This window comes from Streptomyces sp. NPDC025793, assembly GCF_055558375.1.
Genome location: NZ_JBVHMR010000016.1, coordinates 180,791 through 199,922, shown reverse-complemented (window position 1 = coordinate 199,922; position 19,132 = coordinate 180,791). Strand labels below are relative to the sequence as shown.

19 protein-coding genes are annotated in these 19,132 nt (G+C 71.6%); 13 read left to right on the top strand and 6 right to left on the bottom strand.

All coding sequences use genetic code 11. From position 1 onward, the window contains the following. Nucleotides 1-175: 175 nt before the first annotated feature. Complete coding sequence (locus ACZ4MF_RS28390; RefSeq protein WP_467494712.1) at nt 176-778, top strand: hypothetical protein; 603 nt, start codon at nt 176-178, stop codon at nt 776-778. Nucleotides 779-818: 40 nt separating this feature from the next. Here the strand turns inward: ACZ4MF_RS28390 and ACZ4MF_RS28385 are convergent, their stop codons facing one another. Next, a complete protein-coding gene (locus ACZ4MF_RS28385) occupies nt 819-1,925 on the bottom strand; it encodes an adenylate/guanylate cyclase domain-containing protein (protein WP_467494711.1) in 1,107 nt (368 codons plus the stop codon). Nucleotides 1,926-2,040: 115 nt separating this feature from the next. Next, the gene (locus tag ACZ4MF_RS28380) at nt 2,041-2,907 is read right to left on the bottom strand and encodes a biotin--[acetyl-CoA-carboxylase] ligase (protein ID WP_467494710.1); all 867 of its coding nucleotides are present in this window, start codon (nt 2,905-2,907) and stop codon (nt 2,041-2,043) included. Nucleotides 2,908-3,018: 111 nt separating this feature from the next. On the opposite strand from ACZ4MF_RS28380, the gene ACZ4MF_RS28375 reads away from it, so the two are divergent. The 4 genes from ACZ4MF_RS28375 (at nt 3,019) to ACZ4MF_RS28360 (ending at nt 5,724) form a co-directional block, all read left to right on the top strand. Then, entirely contained in the window at nt 3,019-4,623 is a 1,605-nt protein-coding gene (locus ACZ4MF_RS28375; RefSeq protein ID WP_356026231.1) for an acyl-CoA carboxylase subunit beta, read from the top strand. A 50-nt stretch (nt 4,624-4,673) separates the two neighbouring features. Further along, on the top strand, nt 4,674-4,883 hold the full coding sequence (locus ACZ4MF_RS28370) for an acyl-CoA carboxylase epsilon subunit (protein ID WP_467494709.1): 210 nt from the start codon (nt 4,674-4,676) through the stop codon (nt 4,881-4,883). 81 nt (nt 4,884-4,964) lie between these two features. Next, nucleotides 4,965-5,093, top strand: coding sequence for a morphogenic membrane protein MmpB (mmpB, locus tag ACZ4MF_RS28365; protein ID WP_467494708.1), 129 nt, complete (start codon nt 4,965-4,967; stop codon nt 5,091-5,093). A 13-nt stretch (nt 5,094-5,106) separates the two neighbouring features. Then, nucleotides 5,107-5,724, top strand: a complete 618-nt coding sequence (locus ACZ4MF_RS28360; protein ID WP_356026226.1) for a Maf family protein — start codon at nt 5,107-5,109, stop codon at nt 5,722-5,724. Here ACZ4MF_RS28360 and ACZ4MF_RS28355 read toward each other — a convergent pair. Further along, a complete protein-coding gene (locus ACZ4MF_RS28355) occupies nt 5,696-6,295 on the bottom strand; it encodes a hypothetical protein (RefSeq protein WP_362818317.1) in 600 nt (199 codons plus the stop codon). The two genes, ACZ4MF_RS28360 and ACZ4MF_RS28355, sit on opposite strands and share 29 nt — an antisense overlap. Nucleotides 6,296-6,660: 365 nt before the next feature. Between ACZ4MF_RS28355 and ACZ4MF_RS28350 the strand changes: the two genes are divergently transcribed. Further along, entirely contained in the window at nt 6,661-8,433 is a 1,773-nt protein-coding gene (locus ACZ4MF_RS28350) for an acetyl/propionyl/methylcrotonyl-CoA carboxylase subunit alpha (protein ID WP_467494707.1), read from the top strand. A gap of 115 nt (nt 8,434-8,548) precedes the next feature. Here the strand turns inward: ACZ4MF_RS28350 and ACZ4MF_RS28345 are convergent, their stop codons facing one another. Both ACZ4MF_RS28345 and ACZ4MF_RS28340 read right to left on the bottom strand, forming a co-directional pair. Then, on the bottom strand, nt 8,549-9,481 hold the full coding sequence (locus ACZ4MF_RS28345; RefSeq protein ID WP_467494706.1) for a DeoR/GlpR family DNA-binding transcription regulator: 933 nt from the start codon (nt 9,479-9,481) through the stop codon (nt 8,549-8,551). 166 nt (nt 9,482-9,647) lie between these two features. Then, complete coding sequence (locus ACZ4MF_RS28340; protein ID WP_467494705.1) at nt 9,648-11,096, bottom strand: NAD(P)H-quinone dehydrogenase; 1,449 nt, start codon at nt 11,094-11,096, stop codon at nt 9,648-9,650. 116 nt (nt 11,097-11,212) lie between these two features. On the opposite strand from ACZ4MF_RS28340, the gene ACZ4MF_RS28335 reads away from it, so the two are divergent. From ACZ4MF_RS28335 to ACZ4MF_RS28320, 4 genes are all read left to right on the top strand, one after another. Next, nucleotides 11,213-11,650, top strand: coding sequence for a gamma-glutamylcyclotransferase family protein (locus ACZ4MF_RS28335; protein WP_467494704.1), 438 nt, complete (start codon nt 11,213-11,215; stop codon nt 11,648-11,650). A 51-nt stretch (nt 11,651-11,701) separates the two neighbouring features. Beyond that, complete coding sequence (locus ACZ4MF_RS28330; protein WP_467494703.1) at nt 11,702-11,980, top strand: type II toxin-antitoxin system RelE family toxin; 279 nt, start codon at nt 11,702-11,704, stop codon at nt 11,978-11,980. A gap of 108 nt (nt 11,981-12,088) precedes the next feature. Further along, on the top strand, nt 12,089-12,913 hold the full coding sequence (locus tag ACZ4MF_RS28325) for a purine-nucleoside phosphorylase (protein WP_361131712.1): 825 nt from the start codon (nt 12,089-12,091) through the stop codon (nt 12,911-12,913). 63 nt (nt 12,914-12,976) lie between these two features. Beyond that, the gene (locus ACZ4MF_RS28320; RefSeq protein WP_467494702.1) at nt 12,977-14,608 is read left to right on the top strand and encodes a phospho-sugar mutase; all 1,632 of its coding nucleotides are present in this window, start codon (nt 12,977-12,979) and stop codon (nt 14,606-14,608) included. Nucleotides 14,609-14,984: 376 nt separating this feature from the next. On the opposite strand, the gene ACZ4MF_RS28315 is transcribed toward ACZ4MF_RS28320, so the two are convergent. Then, nucleotides 14,985-15,674: a PH domain-containing protein gene (locus ACZ4MF_RS28315; protein ID WP_467494701.1), complete on the bottom strand. Its 690-nt coding sequence runs from the start codon at nt 15,672-15,674 to the stop codon at nt 14,985-14,987. Between the two features lie 147 nt (nt 15,675-15,821). On the opposite strand from ACZ4MF_RS28315, the gene deoC reads away from it, so the two are divergent. From deoC to ACZ4MF_RS28300, 3 genes are read left to right on the top strand one after another with little or no spacing between them, the layout of a single operon-like run. Next, complete coding sequence (gene deoC / locus ACZ4MF_RS28310; RefSeq protein ID WP_467494738.1) at nt 15,822-16,781, top strand: deoxyribose-phosphate aldolase; 960 nt, start codon at nt 15,822-15,824, stop codon at nt 16,779-16,781. A gap of 6 nt (nt 16,782-16,787) precedes the next feature. After that, nucleotides 16,788-18,218, top strand: a complete 1,431-nt coding sequence (locus ACZ4MF_RS28305) for an aldehyde dehydrogenase family protein (RefSeq protein ID WP_467494700.1) — start codon at nt 16,788-16,790, stop codon at nt 18,216-18,218. Further along, nucleotides 18,211-19,107, top strand: a complete 897-nt coding sequence (locus ACZ4MF_RS28300; RefSeq protein WP_467494699.1) for an aldehyde dehydrogenase family protein — start codon at nt 18,211-18,213, stop codon at nt 19,105-19,107. The genes ACZ4MF_RS28305 and ACZ4MF_RS28300 overlap by 8 nt, the downstream gene beginning before the upstream one ends. Nucleotides 19,108-19,132: the final 25 nt, after the last annotated feature.

Genomic DNA, 19,132 nt, shown 5'->3' with positions numbered 1-19,132 from the left:
AACGCGGGTTAACTCCCTGTCGGCCCGATCATCGCAGCCGTACCGGCCCCGGAAAACCCCGGGGGGCTACGCCCGTTCGAGTGACATCCCGCCCGACTCCCCGCACATCACCCACAGGACCGCATAGCGTGCGTCCGCCACGGCAGAGCCGGGGCGCACGGCGGGGAGGGAAGCCATGACACCGATACGTGCCCAGTTGCGTACGGCCGTCTCCACCACGGAAGCGGCACCGGACGAGAGCACCCCGCCCGGCGGTGTACGACGCGGCCGGCACCGCAAGCCGCGCCCCCGCAAGATGCTCCTCGCCGCCGGCGGCCTGGCCCTGGCCGCCGGCGCGCTGAGCCTGGTCCGCGTGGCCTCCGACTCGGGGGTGGACTCCCCGGCCACGGCGGAGGCCGACCCCCGTGCCACCGGCACGACCGACCACGCGGCGAACACGGCCGCCTCGGTCACCGGCTCCCCCACCGCACTGCCCTCGGCGACCTCCGCCATGGGCGGCAGCAGCCCGCTGCCGGCACGGCCCCGTCCGACCGCGGCCCGGCCCACCGCACCGACGGCCGCCACGGCACCCCCCGCACGGGCGACCACCCCACCGCCCACGGCCACGCCGTCCCCGACGCCCTCGCCCCCGGCCCCCACGGCCACGCGTCCCACCCCCACCACTGCCGCGCCCGCTCCCGCTCCGAGCCGGAGCGGCGAGGACCCGGCCCCGGGCGGACTGTGCGTACCGATGATCGGCCTCTGCGTCGACACCCCGGGAGGCCCGGACGGCCCCTAGGTGTGCTCGGTCATGACTTTGGTGACAGTCGGCTGAGGCGTCAGGCGGGGGCGTCTCGCCGGGCCAGCAGCCACGGCTCGACCACGCCGAGCCCACGCACCGGCCGCTGCCACATCGGCTGGAGCCCGAAGCGGTACGCCGGCGGCTCCTCGCCCTCCTTCTCGGCGGCCGCCGCGGCCTCGGCCGCCTCCGTCTCCGAGGCGGGCGCCTCACCGGTACGGATCAGCTCCTCGGCGAAGGCGCTGTCCACGAGCACGGCGTCGCGCGGCGCTATCGAGGTCAGCCGGGAGGCCAGGTTCACGGTCGTACCGAACACATCACCCATCCGGGTGGTGACCGTGCCGAACGCCATCCCGACGCGCAGCTCCGGCATCGTCTCGTCGTGGGCCATCGTCTCGACCAGCCGCAGCGCGATGTCCGCGGCCGTACCGGCGTCATCGGCCGCGTACAGCACCTCGTCACCGAGGGTCTTGATCAGCCGCCCGCCCCGCGCGGCCACCAGGTCGGCGGCGGTGGTCTCGAACGCCTCGACCAGTTCCCCCAGCTCCTCCTCCTCCATCCGCCGGGTCAGCCGCGTGAACCCCACGAGATCGGCGAACCCCACGGCGAGGCGCCGGTCGACCATCTCCTCGTCGTCAGCGGTCTGCACCACCCGCCCGGCCGACGCGGCGAGCTGCCGCCGCCACACGTAGACCAGGAACTCCTCCAGCTCGGGCAGGAGCAGCTCGACGATCGGATACGTCACCTCGGTGCGGGTCATCCCCGGCTCCGGAGGCTCGGTCAGACCCTCCAGGAAGGAATCCATCTGCCATTCGGCCAGTCGGGCGGTGGTCTGCCCCGTGGACCGCGCCACCTGGACGGCCATGGCCTCGCTCAGCAGCCCCGCCTCCACGAGACCGGCGAGGCGCCGCAGGGCCAGCACGTCGGCCTCGGTGAGCGCCTTGGCCTGCCCGATGTCCGCGAACCCCATGGCCCGCCAGAACCGCGACGCCAGCTCCATGGAGACACCGGCGCTACGGGCCGCCTGGAAGGGGGTGTAACGGCGCTCCGCACCCAGGATGAGGTGTTCGAGACGCAGCGCGAGCGGGTCCTCGCCGGAGTCGGCGGCCTGCGGATCCGCTCCGGAGCCCGTGTCGTCGACGGTCACGCCTGCTGCCCTTCCGATCTGTCACGGTCAGATATCGACCGGCCTCAACTCTACGGCAGGTGTGCGCCAGCTCACTCCGTCGGGTTTGGCGGGGTGTATTCCCCGCGCCCCTTCGTCAGGCAGGCCGCAGATGCACGATGTCCCCCGCCCCCACGGGCTCCTGCACCCCCTCCGCCGTGGCGATGACCAACCGCCCGTCCCCGTCCACGGCGACGGCCTCCCCGACCACCGCCCGGTCCCCCGGCAGCAGCGCCCGCACACTGCGCCCCAGCGTCGCGCACCCGGCGGCGTACATCTCCTGGAGCCCGCAGGCGCCCGGATCCCCACCGGCCCCCCGCCAGCGCCCGTACCACTCCTCCAACGCCCGCAGCACGGCCCGCAGCAGCGGATCCCGGTCCGTCCCGGCCGCCCCGGCCAGCGCCAGCGAACCCGCCTGCGGCACCGGCAGTTCCTCCGTCCGCAGCGAGACGTTGATGCCGACGCCGATGACGACACCGTCCTCCCCCGCCCGCTCCGCGAGGATGCCACCGGCCTTGCGCTCCTCACCGCCGACGGTCACCAGCAGGTCGTTCGGCCACTTCAGCGCCGTGTCGACACCCGCCGCCCGGGACAGCCCGGTCGCCACGGCGACCCCGGTGAGCAACGGCAGCCACCCCCACCGGGCCACCGGCACCCCGGCGGGCCGCAGCAGCACGGAGAAGAACAGCCCCGACCGCGGCGGCGCCGTCCACCGCCGGTCCAGCCGCCCCCGCGCAGCGGTCTGCTCCTCCGCGACCAGCACCACCCCCTCCGCCACGTCCCCCGCGGCGGCCCGCGCCACGAGGTCGTTGTTGGTGGACCCGGTGCGCTGGACCACCTCCACCTCGGTCCACAGGCCCCCGTCCCGCACCAGGGCGCGCCGCAGCGCACCGGCGTTGAGAGGGGGACGGTCCAGGTCGGACCAGCGGCTGCCGTTGTCGTCTGCTGCATCTCGGGGCGTCATGCAAGCCACCCTAGGTGTGGGAAACGCCGCACTGCTGATCGGTAGGCACGCCACTACGCTACGGATGAGTAATCGTCCCCCCTTTTGAGCAGGCAGGGAGCCGCGATCCCGATGTCCGAGCCGGCAGAGCGCAAAGAGATCGACATCCATACGACCGCGGGCAAGCTCGCGGATCTCGAGCGCCGTATTCACGAGGCGACGCACGCCGGCTCGGCACGTGCGGTCGAAAAGCAGCATTCCAAGGGCAAACTGACGGCCCGTGAGCGGATCGCCCTCCTCCTCGACGAGGACTCCTTCGTCGAACTGGACGAGTTCGCCCGCCACCGCTCCACCAACTTCGGCCTGGAGCAGAACCGCCCGTACGGCGACGGTGTCGTCACGGGGTACGGCACCGTGGACGGCCGCCCGGTCGCCGTCTTCTCGCAGGACTTCACGGTCTTCGGCGGCGCCCTCGGCGAGGTCTACGGCCAGAAGATCGTCAAGGTCATGGACTTCGCGCTGAAGACCGGCTGCCCGGTCATCGGCATCAACGACTCCGGCGGCGCCCGCATCCAGGAAGGTGTCGCCTCCCTCGGCGCGTACGGCGAGATCTTCCGCCGCAACACCCACGCCTCCGGTGTGATCCCGCAGATCAGCCTGGTCGTGGGCCCGTGCGCCGGCGGCGCGGTCTACTCCCCGGCGATCACGGACTTCACGGTCATGGTCGACCAGACGTCCCACATGTTCATCACCGGTCCGGACGTCATCAAGACGGTCACCGGCGAGGACGTCGGCTTCGAGGAACTGGGCGGCGCCCGCACGCACAACACCGCCTCCGGCGTGGCCCATCACATGGCGGGCGACGAGAAGGACGCGATCGAGTACGTCAAGCAGCTCCTCTCCTACCTCCCCTCCAACAACCTCTCCGAGCCCCCGGTCTTCCCGGAGGAGGCGGACCTCGCCGTCAGCGACGAGGACCGCGAACTCGACACCCTCGTCCCGGACAGCGCGAACCAGCCGTACGACGCGCACTCGGTGCTGGAACACGTCCTGGACGACGGCGAGTTCTTCGAGACCCAGGCTCTGTTCGCGCCGAACATCCTCACCGGCTTCGGCCGGGTCGAGGGCCACCCGGTCGGCATCGTCGCCAACCAGCCGATGCAGTTCGCCGGCTGTCTGGACATCGCGGCCAGCGAGAAGGCCGCCCGCTTCGTGCGCACCTGCGACGCGTTCAACATCCCGGTGCTGACCTTCGTGGACGTCCCCGGCTTCCTGCCCGGCGTCGGCCAGGAGCACGAGGGCATCATCCGCCGCGGCGCGAAGCTGATCTACGCCTACGCGGAAGCCACCGTCCCCCTCATCACGGTCATCACCCGCAAGGCCTTCGGCGGCGCCTACGACGTCATGGGCTCCAAGCACCTCGGCGCCGACCTCAACCTGGCCTGGCCGACCGCCCAGATCGCCGTCATGGGCGCCCAGGGCGCGGTCAACATCCTGCACCGCAGGACCATCGCCGAGGCGGAGGCGAACGGCGAGGATCTCGAAGCCGTCCGCGCCCGCCTGATCCAGGAGTACGAGGACACCCTCCTCAACCCCTACGTGGCGGCCGAGCGCGGCTACATCGACGCGGTGATCATGCCGTCCGACACCCGCGCCCACATCGTCCGCGGCCTGCGTCAACTGCGTACGAAGCGGGAATCCCTGCCCCCGAAGAAGCACGGCAACATCCCCCTCTAGTCCCTGGTCCCCCCAAGTCCCGCCAAGCCGTGCTGCCCCTGGGAGCGGTCATGAACATCAAGGTCGTACGAGGCAACCCGACCCCGGAGGAGCTGGCCGCCGCCCTGGCGGTGGTCCGCGCCCGCGCCGCGGTGGCAGCGGCAACGCCGCCCGGCGCGAGCGGCCCGAGGGACGCGTGGTCCGACCCGTCCCGCATCGCGGCCAGGCGCGTCCCGAACCCGGGCCCGGCGTCGTGGACGCGCACGTACTGGCCGGCCTGACCCTTCGGTGGACGAGACCGTGCGCCAACTTGAGTAGCCGTACTCAGGCGCCCGCCCGCCACCGCACCGCACGCTGGACGCGTGCTCTGGTCAGACCCTGAAGACGAGCCGCCGGAGGACCTGCGCGAAGCGCAGGACATGCTCCGGCGGCTCGGTCTCTTCATGGCCGTGGCGATGATCCTGGCGATGCTGATGATCGGTCTGAGGTGAGTAATCTGACCCCATGACCGCAACGCGCCGCAGGCGACTCATCCTCGCGTCGAAGTCCCCCGCCCGTCTGGGCCTCCTGCGCCAGGCCGGCCTCGAACCCGAGGTGATCGTCAGCGGGGTCGACGAGGACGCCGTCACCGCCCCCACCCCGGCCGAGCTGGCCCTCGCCCTCGCCGAGGCGAAGGCCTCGGTCGTGGCGGCCAAGCCGGAGGTGCACGGCGCCCTGGTGATCGGCTGCGACTCGGTGCTGGAGCTGGACGGCCAGGCCCTCGGCAAGCCCGCCGACGCCGAGGAGGCCACCGCCCGCTGGAAGGCGATGCGCGGCCGGGCCGGCACCCTCCAGACCGGACACTGCCTCTGGGACACGGAGGCCAACCGGTACGTCGCCGCCGTCGCCTCCACCGTCGTCCGCTTCGGCGAGCCCTCGGACGACGAGATCGCCGCGTACGTCGCCTCCGGCGAGCCCCTCTACGTCGCCGGGGCCTTCACCCTGGACGGCCGTTCGGCGCCGTTCATCGAGGGCATCGACGGCGACCACGGCAACGTGATCGGCATCAGCCTGCCCCTGGTGCGCAAGCTGCTGGCCGAACTGGGCATCGGCATCACGGAGTTGTGGGCACCGGCCGAATGACGAGCTGGGCGGGCACGGAGTCCTGCGGGTCCCCGTCCCCGTCCCGGGGCTCGCCGGGGGCCGTGCGCGGCGCCGGGACGGCCGCCGCACCCGGAGCCGGGGCGGAGCCCGGCTCGCCGGCGGCCGCGGGCTCCCCGCCCGCTCCCGCCCCGCCGCCGGAGGCGTCCGGCCGCACCCCGCCGTCACGGTCGTACGTCATCAGCAGCAGGACGATGAGCCCGAGCACGACCACCATGAACAGGAACGCCGTCCAGCCGACCAGGCCCCAGGCGAACGCCCCCAGCAGGCCGTGCACGACCGCCGCGCTGATCAGCACGACCCGGCCGAAGCCCGCGGGGGCGCGGTCGCGTATCGCGACCAGGACGGCCACCAGGGCGCACAGCGCGAAGTAGAGGCCGAAGACGACGCCACCGATCTTCGAGGACGTCGCCATCGTCGACGGGTCGAGGCCGGCCAGGGACATGTCCTGCCGGTCGACGACGATTCCCAGGAACCAGTTCAGCGCCGCGATGAAGACCGCCTCCGCCAGAAGGACGACCGCCACGACCCACGCCACAGGCCTGCGCACCACCGCGGATCCACCCACTCTCGTGCCAGCGTTCCAGTTACCCCAGGTACGTTCGGTACATCGCGAACGCTACTAACGGGTAAACCGGGGGACAAGGGTTCGCACGCCAGCAAAGAATCATTGGGCCATTCGTAGGGACTCGACAAAGAAACGGAGTGGGCCGCAGCACGCTCTCACAGAGACCTTGACCACATAACAGAGCTAGGGTTTCCCGGAGGAGCCGTGCGTGCTGTGGCGCGACAAGGGGTTTCGCGGTCGAGCGAGCCTCGAGTCACGCTCCGTGTGGGCAAGCTCACCATTGGGGACGGGTCGAAGTGCCGTGTCGGCAGTCCCTAAACTCGGCTTGTTTCAAGGAGGGAGCCTCAATCGTGCGCAAGGTGCTCATCGCCAACCGTGGCGAAATCGCTGTCCGCGTGGCCCGGGCCTGCCAGGACGCCGGAATCGCGAGCGTGGCCGTCTACGCCGACCCGGACCGGGACGCTCTGCATGTCCGCGCCGCGGATGAGGCGTTCGCCCTGGGCGGTGACACCCCGGCGACCAGCTACCTGGACATCGAGAAGGTCCTGAACGCGGCGCGCGAGTCCGGCGCCGACGCCATCCACCCCGGCTACGGCTTTCTCTCGGAGAACGCCGAGTTCGCCCAGGCGGTGCTGGACGCGGGCCTGATCTGGATCGGCCCGCCGCCGCAGGCCATCCGCGACCTGGGTGACAAGGTGGCGGCCCGTCACATCGCCCAGCGCGCCGGCGCGCCCCTGGTGGCCGGCACCCCGGACCCGGTCTCGGGCGCCGAGGAGGTCGTGGCCTTCGCCGAGGAGCACGGCCTGCCGATCGCCATCAAGGCGGCCTTCGGCGGCGGCGGCCGCGGCCTGAAGGTCGCCCGGACCCTGGAAGAGGTCCCGGAGCTGTACGAGTCGGCGGTGCGCGAGGCGGTCGCCGCCTTCGGCCGCGGCGAGTGCTTCGTCGAGCGTTACCTGGACCGCCCCCGCCACGTGGAGACCCAGTGCCTGGCGGACAAGCACGGCAACGTGGTCGTCGTCTCGACGCGTGACTGCTCGCTCCAGCGCCGGCACCAGAAGCTGGTGGAGGAGGCCCCGGCGCCGTTCCTGACCGACGCGCAGGTCGAGGAGCTGTACCGCGCCTCCAAGGCCATTCTGAAGGAGGCCGCCTACGAGGGTGCGGGCACCTGCGAGTTCCTGGTCGGCCAGGACGGCACGATCTCCTTCCTGGAGGTCAACACCCGGCTCCAGGTGGAGCACCCGGTGACCGAGGAGGTCGCCGGCATCGACCTGGTCCGCGAGATGTTCCGGATCGCCGACGGCGAGGAGTTGGGGTACGACGACCCGGCCCTGCGCGGTCATTCCTTCGAGTTCCGCATCAACGGCGAGGACCCGGGCCGTAACTTCCTCCCGGCCCCCGGCACGGTGACGAAGTTCGACGCGCCCTCCGGCCCCGGTGTCCGCCTGGACGCGGGCGTCGAGTCCGGCTCGGTGATCGGCCCGGCGTGGGACTCCCTGCTGGCCAAGCTGATCGTGACCGGCCGTACCCGCAAGGAGGCCCTTGAGCGGGCCGCCCGCGCCCTGGACGAGTTCCAGGTCGAGGGCATGGCCACCGCCATCCCCTTCCACCGTGCGGTGGTGAAGGACCCCGCCTTCGCCCCCGAACTCACCGACTCCACGGACCCGTTCACGGTCCACACCCGCTGGATCGAGACCGAGTTCGTCAACGAGATCAAGCCCTTCGCCGCCCCGGCCGACGCCGAGGCGGAGGAGGAGGCCGGCCGTGAGACGGTCGTCGTCGAGGTGGGCGGCAAGCGCCTGGAGGTCTCCCTCCCCTCGTCGCTCGGCATGTCCCTGGCCCGCACCGGCCTCGCGGCGGGCGCCAAGCCCAAGCGCCGCGCGGCCAAGAAGTCCGGCCCGGTGGCCTCCGGCGACACCCTCGCCTCCCCGATGCAGGGCACGATCGTCAAGATCGCGGTCGAGGAGGGCCAGGAGGTCCAGGAGGGCGACCTGATCGTCGTCCTGGAAGCCATGAAGATGGAACAGCCCCTGAACGCCCACAAGGCGGGCACCGTCAAGGGCCTCGCCGCCGAGGTCGGCGCCTCGGTCACCTCGGGCGCGGCGATCTGCGAGATCAAGGACTGACCGCACCTTCGACACCTTCGGCGAAACGCCCGGCGGACCGACTTCGGTGGGTCCGCCGGGCGTTTCGTTTCAGCTGGGCGCCGGATCCACCCGGCCCAGGAAGCCGCCCAGGAGGCTAGCGCCGCCTCATGTCCGCGACGCGCCCCCGCTCGGCGCCCGTCGGCTCTCCCATCCCCGCGCCCGAGCGGAGCGGCATGTGCCCCCTGCGTGGCCCCGGCAGGGGAGCGCGGCGGGTCGCCGGGACCTGTTCACCCCCCGGGTTCCCACTCGCCCCGGCCACGGCGATCTGCACCCCTTGGTCGGCAAGGGCCTGCAACTCGGTCGCGGCGCGGTCGTCGTGGGCCGGAGGCTCGTCGGTGACCAGGCGGATGATGAGGTCCGTCGGCACGGTCTGGAACATGGTGTCCGTACCGAGCTTGGTGTGGTCGGCGAGGACCACGACCTCGGCGGCGGCCTGGACGAGCGCCCGGTCGACGGACGCCGAGAGCATGTTGGAGGTGGACAGGCCGCGTTCGGCGGTCAGACCGCTCCCGGAGAGGAAGGCCTTGGACACCCGCAGCCCCTGGAGGGACTGTTCGGCGCCGGAGCCGACGAGGGCGTAGTTGGAGCCGCGCAGGGTTCCGCCGGTCATCACGACTTCCACGCGGTTGGCATGGGCCAGCGCCTGGGCCACCAACAGGGAGTTGGTGACCACGGTCAGTCCCGGTACCCGGGCGAGCCGGCGGGCCAGCTCCTGCGTGGTCGTACCGGCCCCGACGACGATGGCCTCGCCTTCTTCGACGAGGCCCGCGGCGAGGTCGGCGATGGCCGTCTTCTCGGCGGTCGCGAGATGGGACTTCTGGGGGAAGCCCGACTCGCGCGTGAACCCACCCGGCAGTACCGCACCGCCGTGCCGGCGGTCGAGGAGTCCTTCTGCCTCCAGTGCCCGCACGTCCCGCCGTACGGTCACTTCGGAGGTCTGGACGACGCGGGCGAGTTCACGGAGCGACACGGCACCGTTCGCTCGCACCATTTCGAGAATCAATTGGCGACGTTCAGCAGCGAACACGAAACTGACAGTAACCCCAGCGACCGTCTGCTTTCAGCAGTTTGCGCCGAATAACAGAAGTTGTTCGCATGGTGGGGTGGGAAGTGGTATAGGACCTATCCGCCCCGACTATGCCGCACGCACACGCGGCAACTCCCCGTGACCAGCGGGGAGTCCGGGTCCGCCGTCAGGCCTCGGCGCTCGCCTTGCGGCCGTGAAGCTGACGTGCCACCTCCGCGATCGACCCCGAAAGGGAGGGGTACACGGTGAACGCGTTCGCGATCTGTTCGACCGTCAGATTGTTGTCGACGGCGATCGAGATGGGGTGGATCAGTTCCGAGGCGCGGGGCGCCACGACGACACCGCCCACGACGATGCCCGTGCCCGGCCGGCAGAAGATCTTGACGAAGCCGTCCCGGATGCCCTGCATCTTCGCGCGCGGGTTGCGCAGCAGCGGCAGCTTCACCACCCGGGCGTCGATCTTGCCCGCGTCCACGTCCGCCTGCGAGTAGCCGACGGTCGCGATCTCGGGGTCGGTGAAGACGTTGGAGGAGACCGTCTTCAGGTTCAGCGGGGTCACCGCGTCGCCGAGGAAGTGGTACATGGCGATACGTCCCTGCATGGCGGCGACGGACGCGAGCGCGAAGACGCCCGTCACGTCACCGGCCGCGTAGACGCCCGGAGCGGTCGTACGCGAGACCTTGTCGGTCCAGATGTGACCGGACTCGCGCAGCTTGACGCCCGCCTCCTCCAGCCCCAGCCCGGCGCTGTTCGGAATGGCGCCGACGGCCATCAGGCAGTGCGTGCCGCTGATGACGCGCCCGTCGGCGAGCGTCACCTCGACCCGGTCGCCGACGCGCTTGGCGGACTGCGCGCGGGAGCGGGCCATGACGTTCATGCCACGGCGCCGAAAGACGTCCTCCAGCACGGCGGCGGCGTCCGGGTCCTCACCCGGCAGCACGCGGTCCCGGGACGACACGAGCGTGACCTCGGACCCCAGCGCCTGGTAGGCACCGGCGAACTCGGCACCGGTCACACCGGACCCGACCACGATGAGCTCCTCGGGCAGCTCGGTCAGGTCGTACACCTGGGTCCAGTTGAGGATGCGCTCGCCGTCGGGCTGGGCGTCGGGCAGCTCGCGCGGGTGACCACCGGTCGCGATGAGGACGGCGTCGGCGGTGAGGATCTCCTCGGTGCCGTCGGCGGCGGTGACGACGACCTTGCGGGACCCGTCGAGGCCCTGCATCCCCTCCAGCCGCCCGCGCCCGCGCAGGACCCGGGCGCCGGCGCGCGTGACGGAGGCGGTGATGTCGTGCGACTGGGCGAGGGCCAGCCGCTTCACCCGGCGGTTGACCTTCCCGAGGTCCACCCCGACCACCCGGGCCGCCTGCTCCAGCGGCGGGGTGTCGTCGGCGACGATGATGCCGAGTTCCTCGTACGACGAGTCGAAGGTCGTCATGACCTCCGCCGTCGCGATGAGAGTCTTCGACGGCACGCAGTCGGTCAGCACCGACGCTCCGCCCAGACCGTCGCAGTCGACGACGGTCACCTCCGCGCCGAGCTGAGCGGCCACCAGCGCCGCTTCGTATCCGCCGGGTCCGCCACCGATGATCACGATCCGAGTCACGTACCCCATTGTCCCGCACGCTTCAAGGTGCTACTGCCCGGGGGCGGACGTGCGTGCCGCAGCAGGCCTTCTGTGGCAGGAGTGAGGGGAGGTCCGCGCACCGGGGGCTGCCGTACCCTCTGTCCATGTCGCTCTATGCCGCGTACGCCGGCAACCTCGACGCACGGCTGATGTCGCGCCGCGCACCGCACTCCCCGCTGCGCGCCACCGGCTGGCTGAACGGCTGGCGACTGACGTTCGGCGGCGAGCAGCTGGGCTGGGAGGGCGCGCTGGCGACGATCGTCGAGGACCCGCTGGCGCAGGTCTTCGTCGGTCTCTACGACATCGCTCCCCCGGACGAGGAGTCCCTCGACCGCTGGGAGAGCGTGGGTCTCGGCATCTACCGCCGCGTACGCGTGCGCGTGCACACCCTGGACGGCGAGGAGCCGGCCTGGACGTACGTCCTCGACGGCTACGAGGGCGGACTCCCCTCTGCGCGCTACCTCGGCGAGATCGCCGACGCGGCGGAGTCCGCGGGAGCACCACACGATTACGTGATGGAGCTGCGCAAGCGGCCCTGCTGACCGGGACCGGCTTCTAGACTCGGAACACCGGCGCACCGAACGGGAGATCGCATGGCCCCCACCACGTATGACGTCTACTACACGGTGCAGGCCTCGGAGGCCCGCGACCGGCTCGACGACCGGCAGCGCGCCGCCTTCGACAAGGGCATCGCCCTGCTGGCCCGCGACCCCTTCGTGCCGGTGTCGCGGGCCATAGGGTCCACCGGCGACGACCGCACGATCCGCCTCACCCAGAACATCCTGGTGGAGTACACCGTCAGCCGGGGCCGTCTGCTGATCTTCATCGTCGAGGTCTTCAACGACAAGGACGTCCTCATCACCGACGAGTGACACCCGGGCGCCCGCGGCACCCCTCGTGGGAAACGACAAGACAACGATCGCGATCCCGTGACGTCTGTCATCTACGCGCGTAGGCGAAGAGCGGCTACCCTCGACGACGTGAACGCATCTCTTCTTCCGGACGACATCCAGGGCGACCCGTACGCCGCCGCCGACGCCGCCGCCGCGCGCCTGCGCGAACTCACCGGCGCCGAGACCCACGACGTCGCCCTCGTGATGGGCTCCGGCTGGGCTCCGGCCGTCGACGCCCTGGGCGCACCCGACGCCGAGTTCCAGGTCACCGAGCTGCCCGGCTTCCCGCCGCCGGCCGTCCAGGGGCACGGCGGCAAGATCCGCTCGTACTCCTTCGGTGACAAGCGCGCCCTGGTCTTCCTGGGCCGCACGCACTACTACGAGGGCCGTGGCGTCGCCGCCGTCGCCCACGGCGTGCGCACCGCCGTGGCCGCCGGCTGCAAGACCATCGTCCTCACCAACGGCTGCGGCGGCCTGCGCGAGGGCATGCGCCCCGGCCAGCCGGTCCTGATCAGCGACCACATCAACCTCACGGCCACCTCCCCGATCGTCGGCGCCAACTTCGTCGACCTGACGGACCTCTACTCCCCCCGCCTGCGCGCCCTGTGCAAGGAGATCGACCCCACCCTGGAGGAGGGCGTCTACGCGCAGTTCCCCGGCCCGCACTACGAGACCCCGGCCGAGATCCGCATGGCCCGCGTCATCGGCGCGGACCTGGTCGGCATGTCCACGGTCCTGGAGGCCATCGCCGCCCGCGAGGCCGGTGCCGAGGTCCTGGGCATCTCCCTGGTCACCAACCTGGCCGCGGGCATGACCGGCGAGCCCCTCAACCACGAGGAGGTCCTCCAGGCGGGCCGCGACTCCGCCGCGCGGATGGGCGAGCTGCTGGGCCAGGTGCTGGGCAAGCTGTGAGCGGGCCGAACGGGGGTCCGGGGACGAAGCCCCCGGCGAAGACGAGGAGAGGTTGATTCCAAGGTGCACGACGATCTCATCGCCAGGGCCAAGGCATGGCTCGCCGAGGATCCCGACGCGGAGACCCGCGACGAACTGGCCAAGCTGATCGACGCCGACGACGTGGCGGAACTGTCGGCCCGGTTCTCCGGCACGCTCCAGTTCGGCACCGCGGGCCTGCGCGGCGAACTCGGCGCCGGCCCGATGCGCATGAACCGCAGCGTCGTCATCCGGGCCGCCGCCGGCCTCGCCGCGTACGTGAAGGCCCAGGGCCACACCGGCGGGCTGGTCGTCGTCGGCTATGACGCCCGCCACAAGTCCGCCGACTTCGCGCGCGACACCGCCGCCGTGATGACCGGCGCGGGCCTGCGCGCCGCCGTACTCCCCCGCCCGCTGCCCACCCCCGTGCTCGCCTTCGCCATACGGCACCTCGGGGCGGTCGCGGGCGTGGAGGTCACCGCCAGCCACAACCCGCCCCGCGACAACGGCTACAAGGTGTACCTCGGCGACGGCTCCCAGATCGTGCCGCCCGCCGACGCGGAGATCGCCGCCGAGATCGACGCCATCGCGAGCCTGAACGACGTACCGCGCCCTGCGTCCGGCTGGGAGACCCTGGACGAGTCGGTCCTGGAGGCGTACCTGGCCCGTACGGACGCCGTCCTGGCCCACGGCTCCCCCCGCACCGCCCGCACGGTCTACACGGCGATGCACGGCGTCGGCAAGGACGTCCTGCTGGCCGCGTTCGCCCGCGCCGGCTTCCCCGCGCCGGTACTGGTCGCCGAACAGGCCGAGCCGGACCCCGACTTCCCCACGGTCGCCTTCCCGAACCCGGAGGAGCCGGGCGCGATGGACCTGTCGTTCGCGCAGGCCCGCGCCACCGACCCGGACCTGATCATCGCCAACGACCCCGACGCCGACCGCTGTGCCGTCGCCGTGAAGGACGGCGCCGACTGGCGGATGCTGCGCGGCGACGAGGTCGGCGCACTGCTCGCCGCCCACCTGGTGCGCCGGGGCGCGACCGGCGTGTTCGCCGAGTCGATCGTCTCCTCCTCCCTCCTCGGCCGCATCGCCGAGAAGGCGGGCCTCCCCTACGAGGAGACCCTGACCGGCTTCAAGTGGATCGCCCGCGTCGACGGCCTGCGCTACGGCTACGAGGAGGCCCTCGGCTACTGCGTGGACCCCGAGGGCGTGCGCGACAAGGACGGCATCACGGCGGCCCTCCTGATCACGGAGCTGGCCTCGCGGCTCAAGGAGGACGGCCGCACCCTGCTCGACCTCCTCGACGACCTCGCCGTCGAACACGGCCTGCACGCCACCGACCAGCTCTCGGTCCGCGTCCAGGACCTCTCCCTGATCGCGGACGCCATGCGCCGCCTGCGCGAGCAGCCGCCGACCGAACTGGCCGGCCTGCCGATCACCCGGTCCGAGGACCTGACCCGGGGCACGGACAGGCTGCCCCCGACCGACGGCCTGCGCTACACCCTCGACGGCGCCCGCGTGATCGTGCGCCCGAGCGGCACCGAGCCGAAGCTGAAGTGCTACCTGGAGGTCGTCGTCCCGGTCGCGGACCACTCCGCTCTCGCGGCCGCCCGCGCCCGCGCGACGGACCTCCTCGCGGCGATCAAGCGGGACCTGTCGGCGGCCGCCGGCATCTGAGCCGTACGCACGGCGACAGGGGCGGCCCCTGTCGCCGTGTGCGCTCAGTCCGAGGAATCGGCGGGGATGCCGGCCGGCAGGCACGTCATCAACGCTGCGGGATTGCCGACGAGTACCAGGCTGCTGAGGAGCCCCCCGGTGGCCAGCTGGGCCGGCGCTCGGCAGGAGGAGAGGATCGTCGTTCCGCGATCCGGGGCAACGGGTGTGGGGGCGGCCCAGGCGGCGGAGGCCTGGCTCACTCCCGCAAGGGCGAGGAGGACGACAGCGGTCCGGGTGATCTTTCTTGCGTTCATGACCGTTTCAACGATCACCCCGCACCACAAGGCATTGCTCCCTTGCGGTGAGTCGCGGCGCAGCTTCGCCGCACCGGCACGCCTCAGCCCGTCGCCAGGAGGATCGCCAGCAGGATCGCGCCCGCCACCGCCGGCGCGGCCACCTCGTAGGCCCAGCGCACGGTGATCTCCCCCTGCGCCGACTCCGCCGCGCCGCGCCGCTCCAGAAGCTCGCGCAGCTCGCCCATGGCCTGATCGGACTCCGCGCCGGTCGCACCGGCCGGGGCGGCGCCGCCGCCGACGGCGCCGAAGCCGCCGAAGCCGCCCAGCCCGCCGAGGTTGCGTCGCGCGGGCCGGTCGCCGCGGGCCGCGTCCGCAGCCGCCCGCGACGTGCGCATCTCCGCCTTCTTGCGGGCCCGCAGCGAGACGGGCAGCGCCCACAGCTGGTACTTGCCGCCCGCCTTCACGACGACCTCGTTGGAGTAGCCGGAGCGCAGGGAGGCGATCTCGCCCCAGGGCAGGCTGATCACGCGGAAGGGGTTGCGGATCCGCAGCCGGTCCTCGCCCGCGTAGACCGCCGGGCGCAGCGTGAAGGCGATCACCAGCGGCACGACCAGGATCATCCCGGCGAGCGCCAGCCACGGCGCGCGGCCGTGCCCCTGGAACAGGGCGTCGCAGCCCAGCCAGAGGATGACGGCGAGCAGCAGCACGCCGCCCACGAGCGCCATCGGCGAGCGGTAGGCCCGGTCCTTCACGGCGAGGGACGCGGGTGGCTGGTGGTCCGGGGTCGTCATGGCCCCGATTCTGCACGACATCCGCGGCGGCGGCCCACGTACCCCGGCACCGGCGCTCATCCGTGACCTCCGAAGGAGAGATGAGCAGCACAGGGCTTCCCGGGGGTATACATCCGCTACGCGCGTAGATATGCTCGTCTGGTGACCATGCCCACCACTGCTCCCCCAGCACACGCGCTCGCCGACGTCACCGCGTCCGACAGCACGCTGCGCCGCTTCCTGCACGGGCTGCCCGGCGTCGACGCGGTCGGCCTGGAGGCGCGGGCCGCGTCTCTCGGCACCCGTTCCATCAAGACCACCGCGAAGGCGTACGCCATCGACCTCGCCATCTCGATGGTCGACCTGACGACGCTGGAAGGCGCGGACACCCCGGGCAAGGTCCGGGCGCTCGGCGCCAAGGCGGTCCATCCCGACCCGACGGACCGGACGACCCCGACGACGGCGGCCGTCTGCGTCTACCCCGACATGGTGGCCGTCGCCAAGGAGGCCGTCGCCGGGTCCGGCGTGAAGGTCGCCTCCGTCGCCACCGCCTTCCCGGCCGGCCGTGCCGCGCTCGACGTGAAGCTGGCCGACGTCCGCGACGCCGTCGCCGCGGGCGCGGACGAGATCGACATGGTCATCGACCGGGGCGCGTTCCTCGCCGGCAAGTACCTGAAGGTGTACGACGAGATCGTCGCCGTGAAGCAGGCCTGCGGCACGAGCGCCCGGCTGAAGGTCATCTTCGAGACCGGTGAGCTGTCGACGTACGACAACATCCGCCGTGCCTCCTGGCTCGGCATGCTGGCCGGCGCCGACTTCATCAAGACCTCGACGGGCAAGGTGGCGGTCAACGCGACCCCCGCCAACACCCTGCTGATGCTGGAGGCCGTACGGGACTTCCGTGCGCAGACCGGCATCCAGGTCGGCGTGAAGCCGGCCGGTGGCATCCGCACCACCAAGGACGCCGTCAAGTTCCTGGTCCTGGTCAACGAGACCGCGGGCGAGGACTGGCTGGACAACCACTGGTTCCGCTTCGGCGCCTCCTCGCTCCTGAACGATCTGCTGATGCAGCGTCAGAAGCTGGCCACCGGCCGCTACTCCGGCCCCGACTACGTGACGGTGGACTGATCCCCCATGGCTTTCGAGTACGCTCCCGCGCCCGAGTCCCGCTCGGTCGTCGACATCGCCCCCTCCTACGGCCTGTTCATCGACGGCGAGTTCGTCGAGGCGGCCGACGGCAAGGTCTTCAAGACGGTCAGCCCCAGCACGGAAGAGGTCCTCTCCGAGGTCGCCCAGGCGGGCGAGGCGGACGTCGACCGCGCCGTGAAGGCCGCCCGCAAGGCGTTCGAGAAGTGGTCGGCGCTGCCCGGCTCCGAGCGCGCCAAGTACCTGTTCCGCATCGCCCGGATCATCCAGGAGCGCAGCCGCGAGCTGGCCGTGCTGGAGACGCTGGACAACGGCAAGCCGATCAAGGAGACCCGCGACGCGGACCTCCCGCTGGTCGCCGCGCACTTCTTCTACTACGCGGGCTGGGCCGACAAGCTCGACCACGCCGGGTTCGGCCCCGCGCCGAAGCCGCTGGGTGTGGCCGGTCAGGTCATCCCGTGGAACTTCCCGCTCCTCATGCTGGCGTGGAAGATCGCCCCGGCCCTCGCGACCGGCAACACGGTCGTCCTGAAGCCTGCCGAGACGACCCCCCTGTCCGCCCTGTTCTTCGCGGACATCTGCCGTCAGGCGGGTCTGCCGAAGGGTGTCGTCAACATCCTTCCCGGCTACGGCGACGCGGGGGCCGCCCTCGTCGCGCACCCGGACGTCGACAAGGTCGCCTTCACCGGCTCGACAGCCGTCGGCAAGGAGATCGCGCGGACCGTCGCCGGTACGTCGAAGAAGCTCACCCTCGAACTGGGCGGCAAGGGCGCCAACATCGTCTTCGACGACGCCCCGATCGACCAGGCCGTCGAGGGCATCGTGACCGGCATCTTCTTCAACCAGGGCCAGGTCTGCTGCGCGGGCTCCCGCCTCCTCGTCCAGGAGTCGATCCAGGACGAGCTGCTGGACTCCCTGAAGCGCAGGCTCTCCACACTGCGCCTCGGCGACCCGCTGGACAAGAACACCGACATCGGCGCGATCAACTCCGCCGAGCAGCTGGCCCGGATCACCGCGCTGGCCGAGCAGGGCGAGGCGGAGGGCGCCGAGCGCTGGTCGCCGAGCTGCGAACTGCCGTCGTCCGGCTACTGGTTCGCCCCGACGCTCTTCACGAACGTCACCCAGGCGCACACCATCGCCCGCGACGAGATCTTCGGCCCGGTGCTCTCCGTCCTCACCTTCCGCACCCCGGACGAGGCCGTCGCCAAGGCCAACAACACGCAGTACGGCCTGTCCGCGGGCATCTGGACGGAGAAGGGCTCGCGGATCCTGGCGGTGGCGGGCAAGCTCCGCGCGGGCGTGATCTGGTCCAACACGTTCAACAAGTTCGACCCGACCTCGCCGTTCGGCGGGTACAAGGAGTCGGGCTTCGGCCGCGAGGGCGGTCGCCACGGCCTGGAGGCTTACCTCGATGTCTGACCGCACCAATGAGCGTCTGAGCGTCTTCAAGACCTACAAGCTGTACGTCGGCGGGAAGTTCCCGCGTTCCGAGAGCGGCCGGGTGTACGAGGTGACGGACTCGAAGGGCAACTGGCTGGCCAACGCTCCGCAGTCCAGCCGTAAGGACGCCCGGGACGCGGTCGTCGCCGCCCGCAAGGCGTTCGGCGGCTGGTCCGGCGCGACGGCGTACAACCGCGGCCAGGTCCTCTACCGCGTCGCGGAGATGCTGGAGGGCCGCCGCGAGCAGTTCGTGCGCGAGGTCGCCGACGCCGAGGGCCTGTCGAAGTCGAAGGCGGCCGCGGTCGTGGACGCCACGATCGACCGCTGGGTCTGGTACGCGGGCTGGACCGACAAGATCGCCCAGGTGATCGGCGGCGCGAACCCCGTCGCCGGGCCGTTCTTCAACCTCTCCTCCCCCGAGCCGACCGGCGTGGTCGCCGTCCTGGCCCCGCAGGAGTCGTCGTTCCTGGGCCTGGTCTCGGTCCTCGCCCCGGTCATCGCCACCGGCAACACCGCGGTCGTGATCGCGAGCGAGAAGTCCCCGCTCCCCGCCCTCTCCCTGGGCGAGGTCCTGGCCACCTCCGACGTCCCGGGCGGCGTGGTCAACGTCCTGTCCGGCCGTACGGCGGAGCTCGCGGCCCCGCTGGCCGCGCACCAGGACGTCAACGCGATCGACCTGGCCGGTGCGGACGGCGAACTGGCCAAGGAGTTGGAGATCGCCGCGGCCGACAACCTGAAGCGGGTCCTGCGTCCACAGGCTGTGGATTACTTCGAGACGCCGGGGACCGAGCGGATGACGGCGTTCCTGGAGACGAAGACGGTGTGGCATCCGACGGGTTCGCTGGGCGCGTCGGGGTCGTCGTACTGACGGCCACCCGCCAAGCAAGGGCTGC